Annotated in this window: 17 protein-coding genes; 9 read left to right on the top strand and 8 right to left on the bottom strand. The window is 54.6% G+C overall.

Annotated features, from left to right (window positions below):
* The 3 genes from BLT54_RS09855 to BLT54_RS09845 form a co-directional block, all read right to left on the bottom strand.
* The gene (locus tag BLT54_RS09855; RefSeq protein ID WP_074644296.1) at window positions 1-1,494 is read right to left on the bottom strand and encodes a heme biosynthesis protein HemY; all 1,494 of its coding nucleotides are present in this window, start codon (window positions 1,492-1,494) and stop codon (window positions 1-3) included.
* A 12-nt stretch (window positions 1,495-1,506) separates the two neighbouring features.
* Window positions 1,507-2,742: a COG4223 family protein gene (locus BLT54_RS09850; protein WP_074644293.1), complete on the bottom strand. Its 1,236-nt coding sequence runs from the start codon at window positions 2,740-2,742 to the stop codon at window positions 1,507-1,509.
* A gap of 82 nt (window positions 2,743-2,824) precedes the next feature.
* Window positions 2,825-3,541, bottom strand: a complete 717-nt coding sequence (locus tag BLT54_RS09845; protein ID WP_074644290.1) for a uroporphyrinogen-III synthase — start codon at window positions 3,539-3,541, stop codon at window positions 2,825-2,827.
* A gap of 79 nt (window positions 3,542-3,620) precedes the next feature.
* Here BLT54_RS09845 and BLT54_RS09840 point away from each other — a divergent pair, with 79 nt between their 5' ends.
* From BLT54_RS09840 to BLT54_RS09830, 3 genes are read left to right on the top strand one after another with little or no spacing between them, the layout of a single operon-like run.
* On the top strand, window positions 3,621-4,589 hold the full coding sequence (locus tag BLT54_RS09840) for an NAD(P)H-dependent glycerol-3-phosphate dehydrogenase (protein WP_245707989.1): 969 nt from the start codon (window positions 3,621-3,623) through the stop codon (window positions 4,587-4,589).
* 3 nt (window positions 4,590-4,592) lie between these two features.
* A complete protein-coding gene (locus BLT54_RS09835; RefSeq protein WP_074644284.1) occupies window positions 4,593-4,865 on the top strand; it encodes a YciI family protein in 273 nt (90 codons plus the stop codon).
* Window positions 4,865-5,287 (top strand): EVE domain-containing protein, encoded by a 423-nt coding sequence (locus BLT54_RS09830; RefSeq protein WP_074644503.1) that lies wholly within the window; start codon window positions 4,865-4,867, stop codon window positions 5,285-5,287. Before BLT54_RS09835 ends, BLT54_RS09830 begins: the two co-directional genes overlap by 1 nt.
* 298 nt (window positions 5,288-5,585) lie before the next feature.
* On the opposite strand, the gene BLT54_RS09825 is transcribed toward BLT54_RS09830, so the two are convergent.
* Window positions 5,586-5,927 carry a DUF2853 family protein gene (locus BLT54_RS09825; RefSeq protein WP_074644280.1) on the bottom strand — a complete coding sequence of 114 codons (342 nt, stop codon included), beginning with the start codon at window positions 5,925-5,927 and terminating at the stop codon, window positions 5,586-5,588.
* A 172-nt stretch (window positions 5,928-6,099) separates the two neighbouring features.
* The gene (gene ahcY, locus BLT54_RS09820; RefSeq protein WP_074644276.1) at window positions 6,100-7,491 is read right to left on the bottom strand and encodes an adenosylhomocysteinase; all 1,392 of its coding nucleotides are present in this window, start codon (window positions 7,489-7,491) and stop codon (window positions 6,100-6,102) included.
* 157 nt (window positions 7,492-7,648) lie between these two features.
* On the opposite strand from ahcY, the gene BLT54_RS09815 reads away from it, so the two are divergent.
* A complete protein-coding gene (locus tag BLT54_RS09815; RefSeq protein WP_074644272.1) occupies window positions 7,649-8,239 on the top strand; it encodes an HD domain-containing protein in 591 nt (196 codons plus the stop codon).
* Here the strand turns inward: BLT54_RS09815 and BLT54_RS22170 are convergent.
* Window positions 8,202-8,408, bottom strand: coding sequence for a hypothetical protein (locus BLT54_RS22170; RefSeq protein WP_143026788.1), 207 nt, complete (start codon window positions 8,406-8,408; stop codon window positions 8,202-8,204). The genes BLT54_RS09815 and BLT54_RS22170 overlap by 38 nt on opposite strands.
* A gap of 97 nt (window positions 8,409-8,505) precedes the next feature.
* Between BLT54_RS22170 and BLT54_RS09810 the strand changes: the two genes are divergently transcribed.
* On the top strand, window positions 8,506-9,402 hold the full coding sequence (locus BLT54_RS09810; RefSeq protein ID WP_074644267.1) for a LysR family transcriptional regulator: 897 nt from the start codon (window positions 8,506-8,508) through the stop codon (window positions 9,400-9,402).
* A gap of 54 nt (window positions 9,403-9,456) precedes the next feature.
* On the opposite strand, the gene BLT54_RS09805 is transcribed toward BLT54_RS09810, so the two are convergent.
* A complete protein-coding gene (locus BLT54_RS09805; protein ID WP_074644263.1) occupies window positions 9,457-10,011 on the bottom strand; it encodes an ActR/PrrA/RegA family redox response regulator transcription factor in 555 nt (184 codons plus the stop codon).
* A gap of 88 nt (window positions 10,012-10,099) precedes the next feature.
* Window positions 10,100-10,729, bottom strand: a complete 630-nt coding sequence (locus BLT54_RS09800) for an SCO family protein (RefSeq protein ID WP_074644260.1) — start codon at window positions 10,727-10,729, stop codon at window positions 10,100-10,102.
* Between the two features lie 92 nt (window positions 10,730-10,821).
* On the opposite strand from BLT54_RS09800, the gene regB reads away from it, so the two are divergent.
* The 4 genes from regB (at window position 10,822) to BLT54_RS09780 (ending at window position 15,682) form a co-directional block, all read left to right on the top strand.
* Complete coding sequence (gene regB, locus BLT54_RS09795; protein ID WP_074644256.1) at window positions 10,822-12,216, top strand: sensor histidine kinase RegB; 1,395 nt, start codon at window positions 10,822-10,824, stop codon at window positions 12,214-12,216.
* Between the two features lie 167 nt (window positions 12,217-12,383).
* On the top strand, window positions 12,384-13,883 hold the full coding sequence (locus tag BLT54_RS09790; protein ID WP_176832862.1) for a PAS-domain containing protein: 1,500 nt from the start codon (window positions 12,384-12,386) through the stop codon (window positions 13,881-13,883).
* A 120-nt stretch (window positions 13,884-14,003) separates the two neighbouring features.
* Complete coding sequence (locus tag BLT54_RS09785) at window positions 14,004-15,029, top strand: aminoglycoside phosphotransferase family protein (RefSeq protein ID WP_074644501.1); 1,026 nt, start codon at window positions 14,004-14,006, stop codon at window positions 15,027-15,029.
* Window positions 15,002-15,682: a nucleotidyltransferase family protein gene (locus BLT54_RS09780; RefSeq protein WP_074644251.1), complete on the top strand. Its 681-nt coding sequence runs from the start codon at window positions 15,002-15,004 to the stop codon at window positions 15,680-15,682. Before BLT54_RS09785 ends, BLT54_RS09780 begins: the two co-directional genes overlap by 28 nt.
* Window positions 15,683-15,692 lie beyond the last annotated feature (10 nt).

Raw genomic sequence — 15,692 nt, 5'->3', positions numbered from 1 at the left:
CTAATTTTCGACCTTGGGGTTTTCACCTTCTTCAACGGGGGTCACATCTACCATACCTTTCGGCGCGTCCTGTGACTCCTCTTCAATTGGATCGACAAAATCCACTTTTGGCTCCGGCAATGTGCCCACAATCATCGGCAACATTTCGGTGCCTTGTGGCATCGCGACCTCAGACCGCGTCGGTTTGCGCCAGCTCAGCGTATCAAATCCACCGCAGTGCTCGCAGACCGGTGCCCATTCTGAATGGATTGTTTGGCAATTGTCACAGACCCATTGTGGCCCACGCGGCGCTGTCAGCGCTCGGGTCAGCCAGCCACGCACAACCACGTCATCCGCGCCTTCACCGCGTTCGATCGCCGCCAAAATCGTCAGGCTGCGCGCGGTTGGGTTGATCTCCGCCAGATCGCCCAGCGCGCGACGAGCCGCCGGGAAATCTTCGGAGGCAATGTTAAGCTCTGCGAGCAGCATTTTGGTCTCTGGATCTTCCGGGTGGATTTTGGTCAGAACCGCAAAGCGTTTGATCCGTTGCTCCGGGGTTTCATCCGGGACAATCGCCGCAAAGGCAGCGGCCAAATCGGGATGCGGTTGCGCTTCCCATGCTTTTTTGATGACGCGCGCAGCCGGGCGCGGCTTGTCATCAGCAACATATTCTTCACAGGCCATCACAGCGGCAGGGATGAGATCCGGCGACTTTTTATTGGCTTCAATCGCTGCTTCGCGCGCCTCAATCGTGGCGCCTTTTTCAAACACCCCCTTGGCCTCTGACAGGGCCAAAACCGCATCGCGACGTTTGTGAACATCGCGCGGGATCGCCCCATGTTTCAATTTGGCCGACAAGGTCGAACGCGCCGCCGACCAATCACCCTTTTCCGCCTGAAGCCGGAGCAAGATGTCTTGTGTCTCAACGTGTTTCGGTTTGAGGGCAAAGGCTTTTTCCGCAAGTTTCAGCGCCGTCGCGGTATCACCGTCCTCAAGCTTCTGTTTCATGATGCCCTGAACGCCAATAAAGCGGGTGCGGTCATCCGTGACCAATTGTTTGTAAGCACGCTCTGCGGTCTTTTTGTCGCCACTCATCACCGCAGCCTGTGCTTTGAGCAGGTTGGTCAGTTCGGGTTTTTGCAGATATTTCTCAGCGCGCGCAACCTTGGTCAGTGCCAGGCGACCCTCACCTGAGGCCAGCGCCATCATCCCATCCGCCAGCGCTTCAATGCCTTTTTTCTGACGATTGCGGTCGAAATAGCGCGAGATTGCGGTTTCATCGCCCAAAAGGAATTTCACCACAGCGATCAGCAGGCCGATGAGTTTGAGCGCAACATAAAACGCGACGATCAAGGCAATCAGCGCCAGCACGGCTTTGAGCGGTGTCAGGGTAATTTCGAAATTTCCAAAGCTCAGCTGTGCGCCGCCTTCGGTTTCCATGAGAAGCATACCGCCATACGCAAGGGCAGCCACAAGGACGACGAAAAGAACGATTTTAACGAGGGACCAAAGCATGTTTCGCCTACCTTACTGACCAAGCATTTCATTGAGAGCGGTCATCACATCCACCCGTTTTTGCGCCTGTTCAATCCAGGGCTGCATCTTCGCCTGACCTGCCTCAGGCAAAGCCTCAAGCGTGGTGATTGCTGATGCAAACTGACCTTTGCGCACGGCATCTTCGGCCCGTGACAGGATCGCATCGGCGTCATCGCCCTCTTTTGGCTTCGTCGATCTGAGGCCAAGTTGCGTTTGAAGCGCCGTATCAAACCAGCCCTGTTCGCCCGCTTCATAGGCCGCGCGCGATGCAGACATGAGGGCCAGCCTTGCGGCCTCTGGATAGGCATCCTGCAACTCCGTCACACTGGAAATCCCATCCTGCGCCGCCTCTTTGATCGCTGCGGGCGCATCCCCTTCAAGCTCATCAAGAACGGAGGCAAAAGGATCACCAGCATCCACAAGCCTTTGCAACCGGGCCTTTTGTGTTGCGGCTGTGGCAGCCTTTTCCTCAGCCATGGACTGTTCTTTGGCGGCTTCAAGCCGTGCAATCTCGCCAGTGAGTAGGTCCTGCATTTCGGCCAATTGACGCTCATAGGCGGCTGTCGCCTCCGGTGAGACCACCGCCTCCGCCACGGGACGCGCCTCAAATTCGGTCAGGCGCGATTCAAAGTTGGACAATTGATCCTGAAGCGGCTGGATCGCTTGGCCTGGATCAATGGCGGCAATTTGCGCTTCAATTTCGGATTTCAACCCGTCCTGCGCCGACTGGGTCGCCGCGATCCGATCTTGTGTGCTGGATTTGAGATCAGCCAATTGCGCCGATAGGTCGGTGACCTGCTGTGCCAACTCATCCGTATTGGCCCCGGGGAACGGCCAGCCCTCTGGCTTGATAAATTGCGCACCCGCGTAACCCAGTGCCACACAAATCACGCCCCCCAAAAGCGTCGGGACCATGCCGCCACGTTTGACCACATTCTTTTCGATCGCAGGCCGCGCGTCAGCGCGCTCGGTTTTGGTTGTGTCTTCGCTCCGTGTCGGCTCATCCGTCTCAGACGCATCATCCTGATCTTCGACATGCGTCTCTTCAGAAACCTCAGCCTCTGGATCGGCCACATCACCGTCTGTCATTGGCGCTTCAGAAGCCATCTCCGTTGATGTATCGGCTCCCAAAGACGCCGCCTCTACCACCAAGGCATCCTCTTGATCCTGAACCGTTTCCGCCTCGGTGTTCACATCATTTTGCGGAGTTTTTTTGTCTCGTGTCAAAAGATCAACCTTTCGAATCCAGAACCAATTTCACAACTACCTCTGGAACTTAGACCCTGAGCCACCGCGCCTCAAGCGATGATCAGGTCAATTGCGATGCAATGGCCTGCTTCATCGTCGCACCATCGGGGCGTTGCGCAACAACAGAGCAGATAGGAACAGGCCCTGACCAAGCATCAAGGCAGGCTTGTGACATGGCAACAAGGGTCAAGGGCCCAGTATAGATTTCGAGTCGTTTCGACAGGAGCTGTGCCGAGCGCGGAGAATAGAGCGGAACCACAAGGGATTGCGCCTGCGCCACGCTGTCCCGTTCCTCTGATGTCCATGTTCGAGCGTTCTGATCATAGACCACAGCTTCGTGGGTCTCTATACCGCTGGCCGCCAACCGGCGCGCCACATTCCCGCGCGTATGCTTGCCATGGAGGTGGATGACCCGAGATAGGGGTTTCCCCTTGAGGTGCATGATCAAATCATCCGCCGACCCCGCAACGGAAACAGCCGTCATGCCAAGCGCCCGCACCGCCTGCGCTGTCGCATCCCCAACACAATAGGCCGTCAATTTTGGGAACATCTCAGCCGCCGCTGCGGCCGCGTGGCGCGATGTCAAAATAACCGCGTTATATTGCTCCGCCGTAAGTTTAGGGGCGCAAGGCACGATCTCTAGAACCGGCGCTATCAGCACGCTCACCCCCGGCACCAGTACACGCAAATCCTGCGCCAGTCGTTTGGCGTCCTCTTTGGGGCGTGTGATCAGGACGGTTTTGGGCAAAATCGGTCTCGGGATTGTCTGACGGTTCACTCGGTGATACCTCCCAAAGTGCATCTGAACAACGCTCAACGGAGGGCGACCGATGAGACTGGGTGAGGAGACACAGCACGTGGATCAGATTTCTGTCCTCGGCGCCGGTGCATTTGGGACGGCTTTGGCGATTTCTCTTGCGCGATCTGGCCAAGCGGTCACCCTTTGGGCGCGCTCGAATGATGCCGCGCGATCCATGCAATCCGCGCGCGAAAACATTGGCCGCTTGCCGGGAAAGCCCTTTCCCGCATCCTTGAATGCCACCTCCGATCTTACCCATGCCTGCAAAGCACCCATCCTTCTTTTGGCTGTTCCCATGCAACAGCTCGCGGATTTCGCAGTCCTAAATAAGAGCCTAATCCAGCATAAAAGCCTTGTTGCCTGCTGTAAGGGTATTGATCTTAAATCAGATCGCGGTCCCTTGGCTGTTCTTGAAGATTTGGTGCCAGACGCACGGGTGGCCATTCTGTCCGGCCCCTCTTTTGCTATCGACATCGCGGACGGCCTGCCCACCGCATTGACTCTTGCTGCGAGAGACAAAGACGTGGTTGATATGCTGCAATCAAAGCTGACCACCGACACTATCCGGCTGTATTCAAGCCTCGATCCGGTGGGGGTCGAGTTTGGCGGGGCTTTGAAAAATGTGATTGCGATAGCATGCGGCCTTGCGATGGGAGCTGGGCTTGGCGAAAGCGCGCGCGCCGCATTGATGACGCGCGGATTTTCCGAAATGCAACGGTTGGCAGCCCGCGTTGGGGCAGATCCCACAACTCTTTCAGGACTTTCGGGCTTTGGGGATCTTGTTCTGACCTGCACCTCTGATAAATCGCGCAACTTTTCGCATGGTTTCAAACTTGGCACCGGCGCAAAAGTCGACCCAAATATAACGGTCGAAGGCGTGGCCACCGCCAAAGCCGTCATGCATCTGGCGCGTACCCTGGACCTGGATATGCCTATCACAACGACCATCACGCAGATTTTGGATGGTCACATTTCGATTTCTGAGGCGGTGGAGCTGTTGCTTTCCCGCCCGCTCAAAAGGGAGTAACCCATGAAATACGCCGTCATTTGCACTGACAAATCCGGTTCGCTTCACATTCGCACCGACACGCGCCCGGATCATGTGGCCTATTTGAAATCCTGTGGCGTTGTTGAACAGGCTGGGCCATTTTTGGACTCGGAGGGCAAGATGTGCGGCTCACTTGTGATCATCGAAGTGGATGATCTTGAAGCTGCGAACGCATGGGCCGCGAACGACCCCTATGCCAAAGCCGGGCTGTTTGCGGATGTGCGGATTGAGGCATGGAACAAGGTGATTGGCTGATGGCATATTGGCTTTTTAAATCCGAAGCGGAAGTTTGGTCTTGGGATCAACAGGTTGCCAAAGGTGACGCTGGCGAGGAATGGAACGGCGTACGCAATTATCAGGCTCGCAACAACATGCGCGCGATGCAGATTGGCGATCGCGGGTTTTTCTACCACTCGCGGGCGGAAAAAGAGATCCTTGGAATTGTTGAGGTCTGTGCTCTTGCGCATCCGGACAGCACAACCGACGACGAACGGTGGGAATGCGTCGACATCAAAGCAGTGCGTCCATTAAAGACGCCCGTGACCCTTGCCATGTGTAAAGCCGATCCACGCCTGTCGGAAATGGTTTTGGTGAACAACTCACGGCTTTCCGTTCAACCCGTGTCGGAGGCGGAATGGGCGATTATATGTGAGTTGGGAGACACCGATCCGGCGTAACGCTTTGATCGACCTGATCTTGCGCCGTTTCAAAGTAGAATTTCAATAAAAAGGAGGGTCCCGACCCCCCGGGACCCTCCACCACCCCACGTGCTCCCTTAGGCACCACACGTGTTCGATATAAGGTCCGGTCCGTCCTGGCCCGTGTATTCAACCTAGGGGTTTTGGTGATTCACTGCAAACCCGAAGTAGCTAGGGTTGGATCGGATTTTGAAACCTCCGATTAACTTGAATGAGCAGCAACCAACGCAAAACCGCCCCGAACAATCGAGGCGGCTCTCAATGGATCGAAACGAAATCAGCTATAAACGGCTTCTTTGCCGAAATGCTTGACAAGCATGTAGTAGAAAACGGCGCGATATTTGTTGCGCTCAGAGCGACCGTACGTGTCGATCACAACGTTGATCGCATCCATGAGTTCGGGACCATCTGGGAGGCCTAGTTTTTTCATGAGGAAATTGGCTTTGACCGTTTCGAGTTCGCCTTCTTGCGAGGCCGCCACTGTGGACGCATCTTCTTTGTAGATCGCAGGCCCACAACCGATGGTCACTTTGGTCAACAAATCCATGTCAGGTTCGACGCCGCATTTGGATTTCAGATCCTCTGCGTATTTGGCGATCAGATCGTCACGTTTTCCCATTTTATTCTCCCACCATTCAAAGTGTTATGTCATTCATGTCGGAACCCAAACAAGGCTCGCGCAAAGCCTAGTGGGATCACAGCGCTTTAAAAAGGGAAAATTTGGCGAATGAACTCATAATGAAACCGCCCATGTTCCCATGAGCGGTTTCTGTCTTGTTCTATGCTTGGCCTCAGTAGCGGTAATGCTCCGGCTTAAACGGACCTTCGACGGTCACGCCAATGTAATCCGCCTGATCTTTCGAAAGTTCGGTGAGCTTCACACCAATGCGGGCAAGATGCAGTCGCGCCACTTTCTCGTCGAGATGTTTCGGCAAGATGTAGACTTGGTTCTCATAGCTGTCGCCATTGGTCCAAAGCTCGATCTGCGCCAACACTTGGTTGGTGAAGGAGGCAGACATCACAAAGGACGGGTGACCCGTGGCGTTGCCAAGGTTCAACAGACGACCTTCCGACAATAAGATAAGGCGCGCGCCGGAGGGCATCTCGATCATGTCGACCTGATCTTTGATGTTGGTCCATTTGTGGTTTTTAAGCGCCGCAACTTGGATTTCATTGTCGAAATGGCCGATATTGCCGACAATCGCCATGTCTTTCATCGCCCGCATATGTTCGATGCGGATCACGTCTCTGTTGCCCGTGGTGGTGATGAAAATGTCGGCGTCACCAACAACATCCTCAAGCACAACAACCTCAAACCCGTCCATCGCAGCCTGAAGCGCACAGATCGGATCAACCTCGGTGACTTTCACCCGTGCGCCAGCACCGCGCAGCGAGGCGGCGGAACCTTTGCCCACATCGCCATAGCCGCAAACGACGGCCACTTTGCCGGCCATCATCGTATCGGTCGCGCGGCGAATGCCATCCACAAGACTCTCTTTACACCCATATTTGTTGTCAAATTTCGACTTGGTCACAGAGTCATTGACGTTGATCGCCGGGAAGGGGAGTTGACCCTTTTTCACCAAATCGTAAAGACGGTGCACACCCGTGGTGGTTTCCTCGGAGACGCCAACAATTTGACTGCGCATTTTGGTGAACCAACCCGGGCTCTCCTTCATACGTTTTTTGATCTGGGCGAAAACCGCGACTTCTTCTTCAGATGTCGGCACTTCGATCAAGTCGGTTTCACCCGCCTCAACACGCGCGCCCAAGAGAACGTAAAGGGTTGCGTCCCCACCATCATCCAAGATCAGGTTCGGACCTTCCGGGAATTGGAACGAACGGTCGAGGTAATCCCAATGCTCAACCAAAGACTGACCTTTGATGGCAAACACCGGCACGCCCGCTTCGGCAATGGCCGCCGCCGCGTGGTCCTGTGTTGAGAAAATATTGCACGAGGCCCAGCGCACATCCGCGCCCAACGCCACAAGCGTTTCGATCAACACAGCGGTCTGGATCGTCATGTGCAGCGAGCCGACGATGCGGGACCCTTTGAGCGGCTTGCTTTCGCCAAATTCCTCGCGCAGCGCCATCAGGCCTGGCATTTCGGTCTCTGCGATATCCAACTCTTTGCGCCCAAAAGCGGCGAGCGCGATATCTTTCACGATGTAATCGGTGCCCATCTCTGGCTCCTGCATAAATATGGTTAACTTGATCGCTGGTTACCAGCTTGACACGCTCCTTACAACGCAGAGGCATTGATTTCCGGTTAAGTCGAGAAAAATCATAGAAACTGCGCTGTTCAGACGCTACCTAGGACCAAACACAAATGAGGCAACCATGGCTCAAACACGCGCGTGGCAACGGATGTTATCGGGTCGGAGACTTGATCTTTTGGACCCCACTCCTATAGATATTGAAATCGAAGATATCGCCCATGGGCTGGCCTTTGTGGCGCGTTGGAACGGGCAAACACGCGGTGATTTTGCCTATTCCGTGGCCGAACATTCGGTCTTGGTCGAGGAGATTTTTCGCAAACTCTACCCATCCGAGCCGATCAAATGGCAACTGGCAGCACTTTTGCATGACGCGCCGGAATATGTCATTGGCGATATGATTTCGCCGGTGAAGGCTGCCGTGGGGCCGAATTACGGTGAGTTGGATGAACGCCTCACCGCAGCCATTCACATTCGATTTGGCTTGCCGGCGAAAATCCCTGTGGCGATCAAGAAAAAGATCAAACAGGCGGATAAAGTCTCTGCTTGGCTGGAAGCCACCCAAATCGCAGGGTTTTCCGTTGAAGAAGGCAATAAGATTTTTGGTAAAATGAACCCGGATTTGGTGCGCGATCTGCGGATTCACCTGCGCCCGCCGATCTATGCGCGCACGGCCTTTACGGCGCGACACGCCGAATTGATGGCGGCGCTTTAAGCCGAGACACAAAGCCGAGTTTTCCAGCCCAGGTCCGTAGCTCCGAGAGCCAAACCGCACGCGCAGCTTGGGCCTGAACATGCTTGCGCTCCATAAGGGCGCGCCGATGCTGAACCTCTGGCGTCACCTCCGGCTGACGCATCATGTCGGTCGCGATAATCTGTAACATTTGATCTCTCCAAATCTTTGGGTATGATCTGTATTTATCGCTTATAGCGACCTATCGCGACTCAACGATTTTTTGAACATGTAAGTTTTGGTTACACATGAGTGACATTGATTGGCGTCAAATCCCTTCTCTCTCCACGCTACGCGCCTTTGAGGCGACAGCGCGGTTGGGTAGCTTTACCGCCGCAGGACGCGCGCTGAACGTGACCCATGCGGCGGTCACGCAACAGGTGCGCGCGCTTGAAAAAGAACTTGGTGTGGCCCTTGTCCAGCGGGAGGGGCGAGGCATGGCGTTGACTGAAGCGGGCGCGCAATTGGCCGAGGCTTTGGGCGAGGGGTTTTCGACGATTGCGCAGGGCATCGAGCGCCTGCGTAATGGGCCGCGTTCGCGTGGGCTACGGGTCACCTGTACACCCGCTTTGTCCTATGCGTTTATCATTCCGCGCCTTGGTCAATTTTGGGATGCGCACCCAAATATCCCCGTGTCCCTGACCCCGTCCGGCACAGTCGACGACCTTAAACGGCGGCAATTTGATGTTGGCATTCGTTCTGGGTCGGGCAACTGGCCAGACGTAGATGTTGAATTGCTTTGGGAGACGAGATTTATCCTTGTCGCCAGTCCGATTTTGGTCGCCAAACATGGTGGGGATGTAAACAATCTTCCTTTAGAGGCAATGCCTTGGATCAGATCGCAGGCGCATAGCCAAGATTTGGTTTACATGAAAAAGGGTGGCGTTGATGGCCACAAAGCGCCGGCAATTTTTATCGAGGGGCAATCCGATGCGGTGCAAGCCGTCGTGCGCGGATTGGGGGTGACCTTTGTCTCTGAAATCGCGGTGAGCGATGACCTTACCTCAGGGGCTCTTTTGCATGTGCCTTTTGAAATTGACGCCGATTTTTCCTATTTCGCCGTCACACCCAAAGGTCCGCAACGGACCTCGACCCGGCTGTTCATTGACTGGCTCAAGACCTTGGGGCCACAATTTAAGTCATAAAAAAGACCCGCCCAAGCAGGTCTTTCTAAGTCTTATTGCCTCAGTATTTTCGCGTTAGCGCGGGCTGCGTTTGGCCAAAATGCGCTGCAAAGTGCGCCGGTGCATATTGAGGCGTCGCGCCGTTTCGGACACGTTGCGATCACAAAGCTCATAGACACGTTGGATATGTTCCCAACGCACCCGATCCGCCGACATCGGGTTTTCGGGCGGTGGGGGCAGGGCATCACCATTGGCCAAAAGCGCATTGACGATGTCATTGGCGTCGGCGGGCTTTGACAGATAATCCGTGGCACCGATTTTGACGGCCGCCACAGCAGTGGCAATCGCGCCATATCCGGTCAAGACAACGATGCGGCTGTCGGGGCGTTTTTCCCGCAGAACCTCAACGACATCAAGCCCGTTGCCATCCTCAAGCCGAAGATCAACCACGGCATAGGCAGGCGGGCGGGCGGTCGCAATGGCTTTACCAGCAGCGACAGACCCCGCCATTTCGACCTCAAAGCCGCGCTTTTCCATGGCCCGCGCCAAACGGCGCAAAAACGGTTCGTCGTCATCGACCAGCAACAGCGACTTGTCCACTCCCAAGTCCATCATTTCATCCCCGGTCATGGGACCCCCTTGCGCCAATGTGCGTGATTATCTGAATTTGTATCAACCTAGAGCGCGGATGGCGGCGGGTCAATTTCTACCCTGCGTTCTATTTGGCGGCATCAATGAAACAGGCGACACGATCCGCCATCTGCTCTGGCGTGTCGTCGCGTTTAAAGAAATCGACAAATCCGATTTCGGGGAACACCAGATAGGTGAAGGTCGAATGATCCACGAGGTAATATTCCGGATCACCCTCTTCTTGTTTCTTGTAATAGGTTTTGTAGGCCATCGAGGCGGCTTTCACCTGTTCAGGAGAACCGGTCATACCGATCATGTTTTCGTGGAAAAGATCGGTGAACTCTTTGACCACCTCAGGCGTGTCACGGTCCGGGTCGATGGAGATAAAAGCGGTTTGCGTGTCATAGCCGCGCTCGTCCAAAAGACGCTCCGCATCCGCGTTGCGGGCATTGTCGAGCGGACAGACATCGGGGCAGAAGGTATAGCCGAAATAGAGGATCGTTGGCTTGGTGAACACATCCTGATCGGTGACCGTCACACCATCTTCGCTCACAAGCTCAAAAGGCCCACCAATGGACCCCGCACCACCGCTGACAGCGGAGCCGCGACATTGGGCAAATTGATCATCACCGGCCGGGCGTGTGGCATACCATACGCTTGCGCCCAATAAGGCGACAACGGCAACACCAGCGACAATGGCAAAAGATTTTGTCGACATGTTTTCTCTCCTCACGTGTGCGACGCATTGATCGGCGCATCAGCACGGACTAACAAGGGGTTTAATGCCGCAGTTGGATCAAAAACCTGTCAATGATTGAAAATAGTGACGATCTCATCACCGAAGAGCGCAGATCCAATTGGGTTCGCCTGAGAACGCTCACTGCGCTGCGCTGGATTGCGATCACGGGTCAAATTGCCACGATCATTTTGGCGATGACGGTATTTCACCTCAGATTTGATCTGGGCGGCTTTGCCGTTGTGATTGGCGCGTCGATCATTTTGAATATCGTGATCACGTTCATTTACCCGGAAAACACCCGGTTGAGCGAACATGGAGCAACATTGATGTTGTTGTTCGACATCGTACAATTGTCAGCGCTTTTGTATCTGTCAGGCGGGTTGAACAACCCATTCGCCCTCTTGATCTTGGCGCCTGTGTCAATTTCAGCCTCTGCCCTTCAGCCAAAATCATCGGTGTTGACAGGGGGCGCGGCCATCGCCTTGGTGTCGATCACCGCGCTTTATCATGTCCCGCTTGAGCTTTTAGACGGTGAAATCCTGCGAATGCCGAGACTTTTCCTGTTCGGGAGCTGGGCCGGGATTGTGATTGGCGTGGTGTTTTTGGGGGTATTTTCGTGGAAAGTCGCCTCTGAAATTCACACCATGTCAGAGGCACTTTTAGCGACCCAAATGGCGCTCACACGCGAACAGAAATTGACGGATTTAGGGGGTGTGATTGCCGCGGCGGCGCATGAATTGGGTACGCCTTTGGCAACGATCAAACTGGTGTCCAGTGAATTGGTGGATGATTTGGCGGATCATCCGATTTTGCGCGAGGACGCGCAGTTGATCAATGAGCAGGCGGATCGGTGTCGCGATATTTTGCGTTCCATGGGGCAGGCCGGCAAAGACGATCTACATATGCGGTTTGCGCCGCTTCAGGCCGTGGTCGAAGAAGCCGCACAGCCGCATGTTGCGCGGGGCAAAACAGTCAAACTTGAGGTGTTGGGTAGCGAAGATGGGACACCACAGCCCTATGTCTATCGGCGTCCCGAGATCATCCATGGGCTGCGCAACCTGGTTCAAAATGCGGTGGATTTTTCTGAAACGACGGCGTGGATTGATATCACATGGAACGCGCGTACCATCACGCTTCGGATCATTGATGATGGGGCTGGATTTCCGACATCTGTGATTGGCCGGATTGGCGACCCTTTCATGCGACGCCGCCGCACAGAACGCGAGATTGATCGGCGTCCGGGCTATGAGGGTATGGGGCTTGGGCTTTTTATTGCCAAAACGCTTTTGGAGCGAACTGGGGCCGAGATTGCTTTTGCCAACGGATCGGACCGCCACGACCTCCATCTACATGCGGGCCGTCGGTCTGGTGCAATTGTTGAACTGAGTTGGCCCAAAGAGCGGATCAGCGTGCCGGAGGGAGAACAAAACAAGGCTTTGGGGGAAAATGCCCGATTTGATGCATGATTTCTTGGGGTTTTAACGGTGCGTTAACTATCCTTACCCAAAATCATCCCGTCGCAGAAGCGTATTTTGTCGGGAATCACATGTCGGTCGAACTCCTCTCCACTCTTGCATCCCTCATCATAGGAAGCCTTTGCATTGCCTTTTTGGCGCTCTACGGGTTTGCCTGGATGGCTGCCAGGAAAGAAAAATCAGAGGCGATCACCCTGAGAGATCAGGACAATGACATCGTCTTTCTGTTCGATGACGAAAAACTGGTAAACGCGACGGTCTCCGCGCAAAGCGTGCTTGCGGCAGCCGCCAATGTCGGCTCGGATTGGTCACGGCTTTTGTCGGTAACGATCTCAAAATTCCCGACGCTTCAAAAAGAAATCATAGAACTCGCCGATCGTGGCACATTGATCATTGAGTCCCGTGATGGCAGCTCCGTGATGAAATGCGAATGGCGCAACGGGCTTGCGCGCCTGACATTGTTGGATCGAGAAACGGAACACAGCCATATCGAGTTGGACCGTCATTCCTTGATGGCGATGGAGCAAGAGCTTGAAACTCTGCGCGCCACCACGGAAAACGTGCCCTATCTGGTGTGGCGCGAACTGGCGGATGGCACGATCAGTTGGGCCAATGCCGCCTATATCGCTCTTGCCGACAGTATGGTGCAAAACGGTGATATTCCAAGCTGGCCACCGATGTCTTTGTTCGACACCTCGCGTCTTACCAACGTTGGCGCAAAAGACTCCCGCCGCCTCACCCTCAAGGATCAAAACGGCGGAACACATTGGTTTGAGGTCTTTCGATTTGAAATGGGGGGTGATTTCCTATTCACAGCCAATTCCGCGGACCATACGGTCAAGGCGGAGGAAACGCTTCGCGAGTTCACCCAAACCCTGACCAAAACCTTTTCTCATCTCACTATCGGGCTTGCAGTGTTTGATCGCAATCGTAGGCTGGCTTTGTTCAACCCGGCGCTTACGGACCTGACCGCCCTTTCGGTTGAGTTTTTGATCTCGCGCCCAGTTTTAACCACCTTCCTCGATAGGCTGCGCGACAGTCAGATGATGCCAGAACCGAAAGATTATAAATCTTGGCGCCAGGAGATGGCTGCGTTGGAATCCGCCGCCGAAGATGGCACATATCAAGAGGTTTGGACCCTGCCTGGCGGTATGACATATCGGATTTCTGGACGCCCGCATCCCGATGGGGCCATCGCCTTTTTGTTCGAAGACATCTCTGCCGAGATGTCCTTGACACGGCGGTTTAGGTCAGAGATCGAAACGGGTCAGGCTGTGCTCGACAGCCTGCCTGAAGCCATTGCCGTGTTTAACAGCGAAGGCATGTTGATGATGGCGAATTCGGCCTACACGTCGCTTTGGGGTCTTGAACAAATGGAAGGCATTTCAGAGACAAGCATCGTTGAGGCGACACGCATATGGCATTCGAAATGTGCGCCATCGCCACTTTGGAATGATATTCGGGAATTTGTCAGCCGTGTTGGTGCGCGCGAAGAGTGGACTGGCACCACCCGGCTTTGGGATGGGCGCCGTCTTACTTGCCGATTTGCACCATTGCCGTCCGGCCAAACCCTTGTTGGCTTTGCGCCTGAGGCGCGCGGCTCTGTGGTGCGACCCACGCTTCGGCCGCAGGCGGACAGCCAGTTCGTAGAAATGTGACGCCCTTCTTTCCTTGTGTCCCTTGCGGGGCAGCCTAAAGTCGGGCACATGTTTTGTCCGAACATCAAAGGCTCCCGGCAATGCTTTTCGACCCTATATCTCTTAAATTCCAGCGGCCTCATGTCTGAGCGCGCACAGCTTTTCCAAGAGTTTCTTGGGTCTGGCCCTTGGGCTAATTCTAGCGTAGCCGCCTTGGCGGGAGATGCGTCTCGGCGGCGGTATCACCGGCTGAAGGATCGTTCGACCGGTCGATGTGCCATCGCAATGGATGCGCCCCCGGAGGCTGGTGAAGATGTTCGCCCTTTTCTAAAGGTCGCCGCCTATCTTCGCGATCTCGGACTGTCAGCCCCTGAAATATATGCCGCCGATGAGACCAATGGGTTTTTGATCCTCGAAGATTTTGGCATAGATTTGTATGATGTCGTCTGTGCCCAGAAACCCCATTTGGAAACTGAGCTTTATGACGCGGCTGTCGATGTTCTGATTCACATCGCCTCCTCAACACCACTGGAAGGCGCTGCGGATTACGGGTCCTTGATGACCGATCTCGCACTTTCCTGTTACCGCTGGTACGCTGAACCCGTTTTGGGTCACGATATGTCTTCAGAATGTGAGGCCGCGCGCACCGTTTTAACGCCACTCATTGCGACTCTTGGGCATGGCCGCGTTACGATTTTACGCGATTATCACGCGCAAAATCTATTGTGGCTGCCGGATCGAACGGGCCCATCTCGCGTTGGGCTTTTGGATTTCCAGGACGCGATGCTCGGTCATCCCGCTTATGATGTGATTTCGCTGACAACAGATGCGCGACGCGATGTCCCGGTTGAGGTTCAGAAACGATGCCTGGCGCGATTTAGCGACGGATTGAATCTCAATCCAGTTGATTTCAATCGTGAAGCAGCGATGTGTTCGGTGCAGCGGAACCTGCGGATTTTGATGATTTTCGCGCGCATGTCGCTTCATTTTGCGCGCCCGCATTACGTTGACCTGATCCCACGGGTCTGGGCGCATTTACAGCGCGATCTGGATCACCCTGATCTCGCGGATCTTGCACGCCTCATTCGCGCAGATTTACCGGAACCCACAAAAGAAACCCTTCAGTGTCTGAAAGAAAAATGCGGAACCATCCCAACACTGCAATGATTTTTTGTGCGGGACGCGGCACCCGGATGAAAACACTGACGGAGGATCGACCAAAACCGATGATTGAAGTGGCAGGGCGGCCACTTGTCGATCATGCGCTGGATCAGATCGGGGGCATCGAGCACAAGGTCGCAAATCTTCATTACTTGCCGGAGGCGCTTGAAAAACACTTGAATACCGCCGGAATCGAGACTGTTTTTGAAGAAATCCTGCTTGAAACAGGGGGCGGTCTACGCAACGCTTTGCCACAGCTCAGGGCAGATGTCGTCTTTACCGTCAACACGGATGCGGTTTGGAAAGGTCCAATGGCGTCTGACATTTTGTCAGAGGCTTGGGACCCTGAAAAGATGGATGCGCTGCTCTTAACCGTTCCATTTGACCGCGTGCACGGACACCTTGGACAGGGTGATTTTGATATTTTACCAGATGGGCGATTGGCGCGCGGTCATGGCTCAGTTTACACTGGGGTTCAGATTTTAAAGACCGATACGCTCAACGGCATCGACGAGACGTGTTTTTCGCTTAATCTCGTGTGGGAACGTCTGTTTGAAAAGAATAGAATTTTCGGCGCGGAATATCCGGGACATTGGTGTGATGTCGGTCATCCCGAAGGGATTGAGATTGCGGAGCGCCTCTTGAAGGACGCCCATTAAAGGACGGATT

It is taken from the genome of Celeribacter baekdonensis, assembly GCF_900102315.1.
Classification (GTDB): Bacteria; Pseudomonadota; Alphaproteobacteria; order Rhodobacterales; family Rhodobacteraceae; genus Celeribacter; species Celeribacter baekdonensis.
The sequence above is the reverse complement of the archived record's forward strand: the minus strand, read 5'-3'. Positions and strand labels throughout refer to the sequence as shown.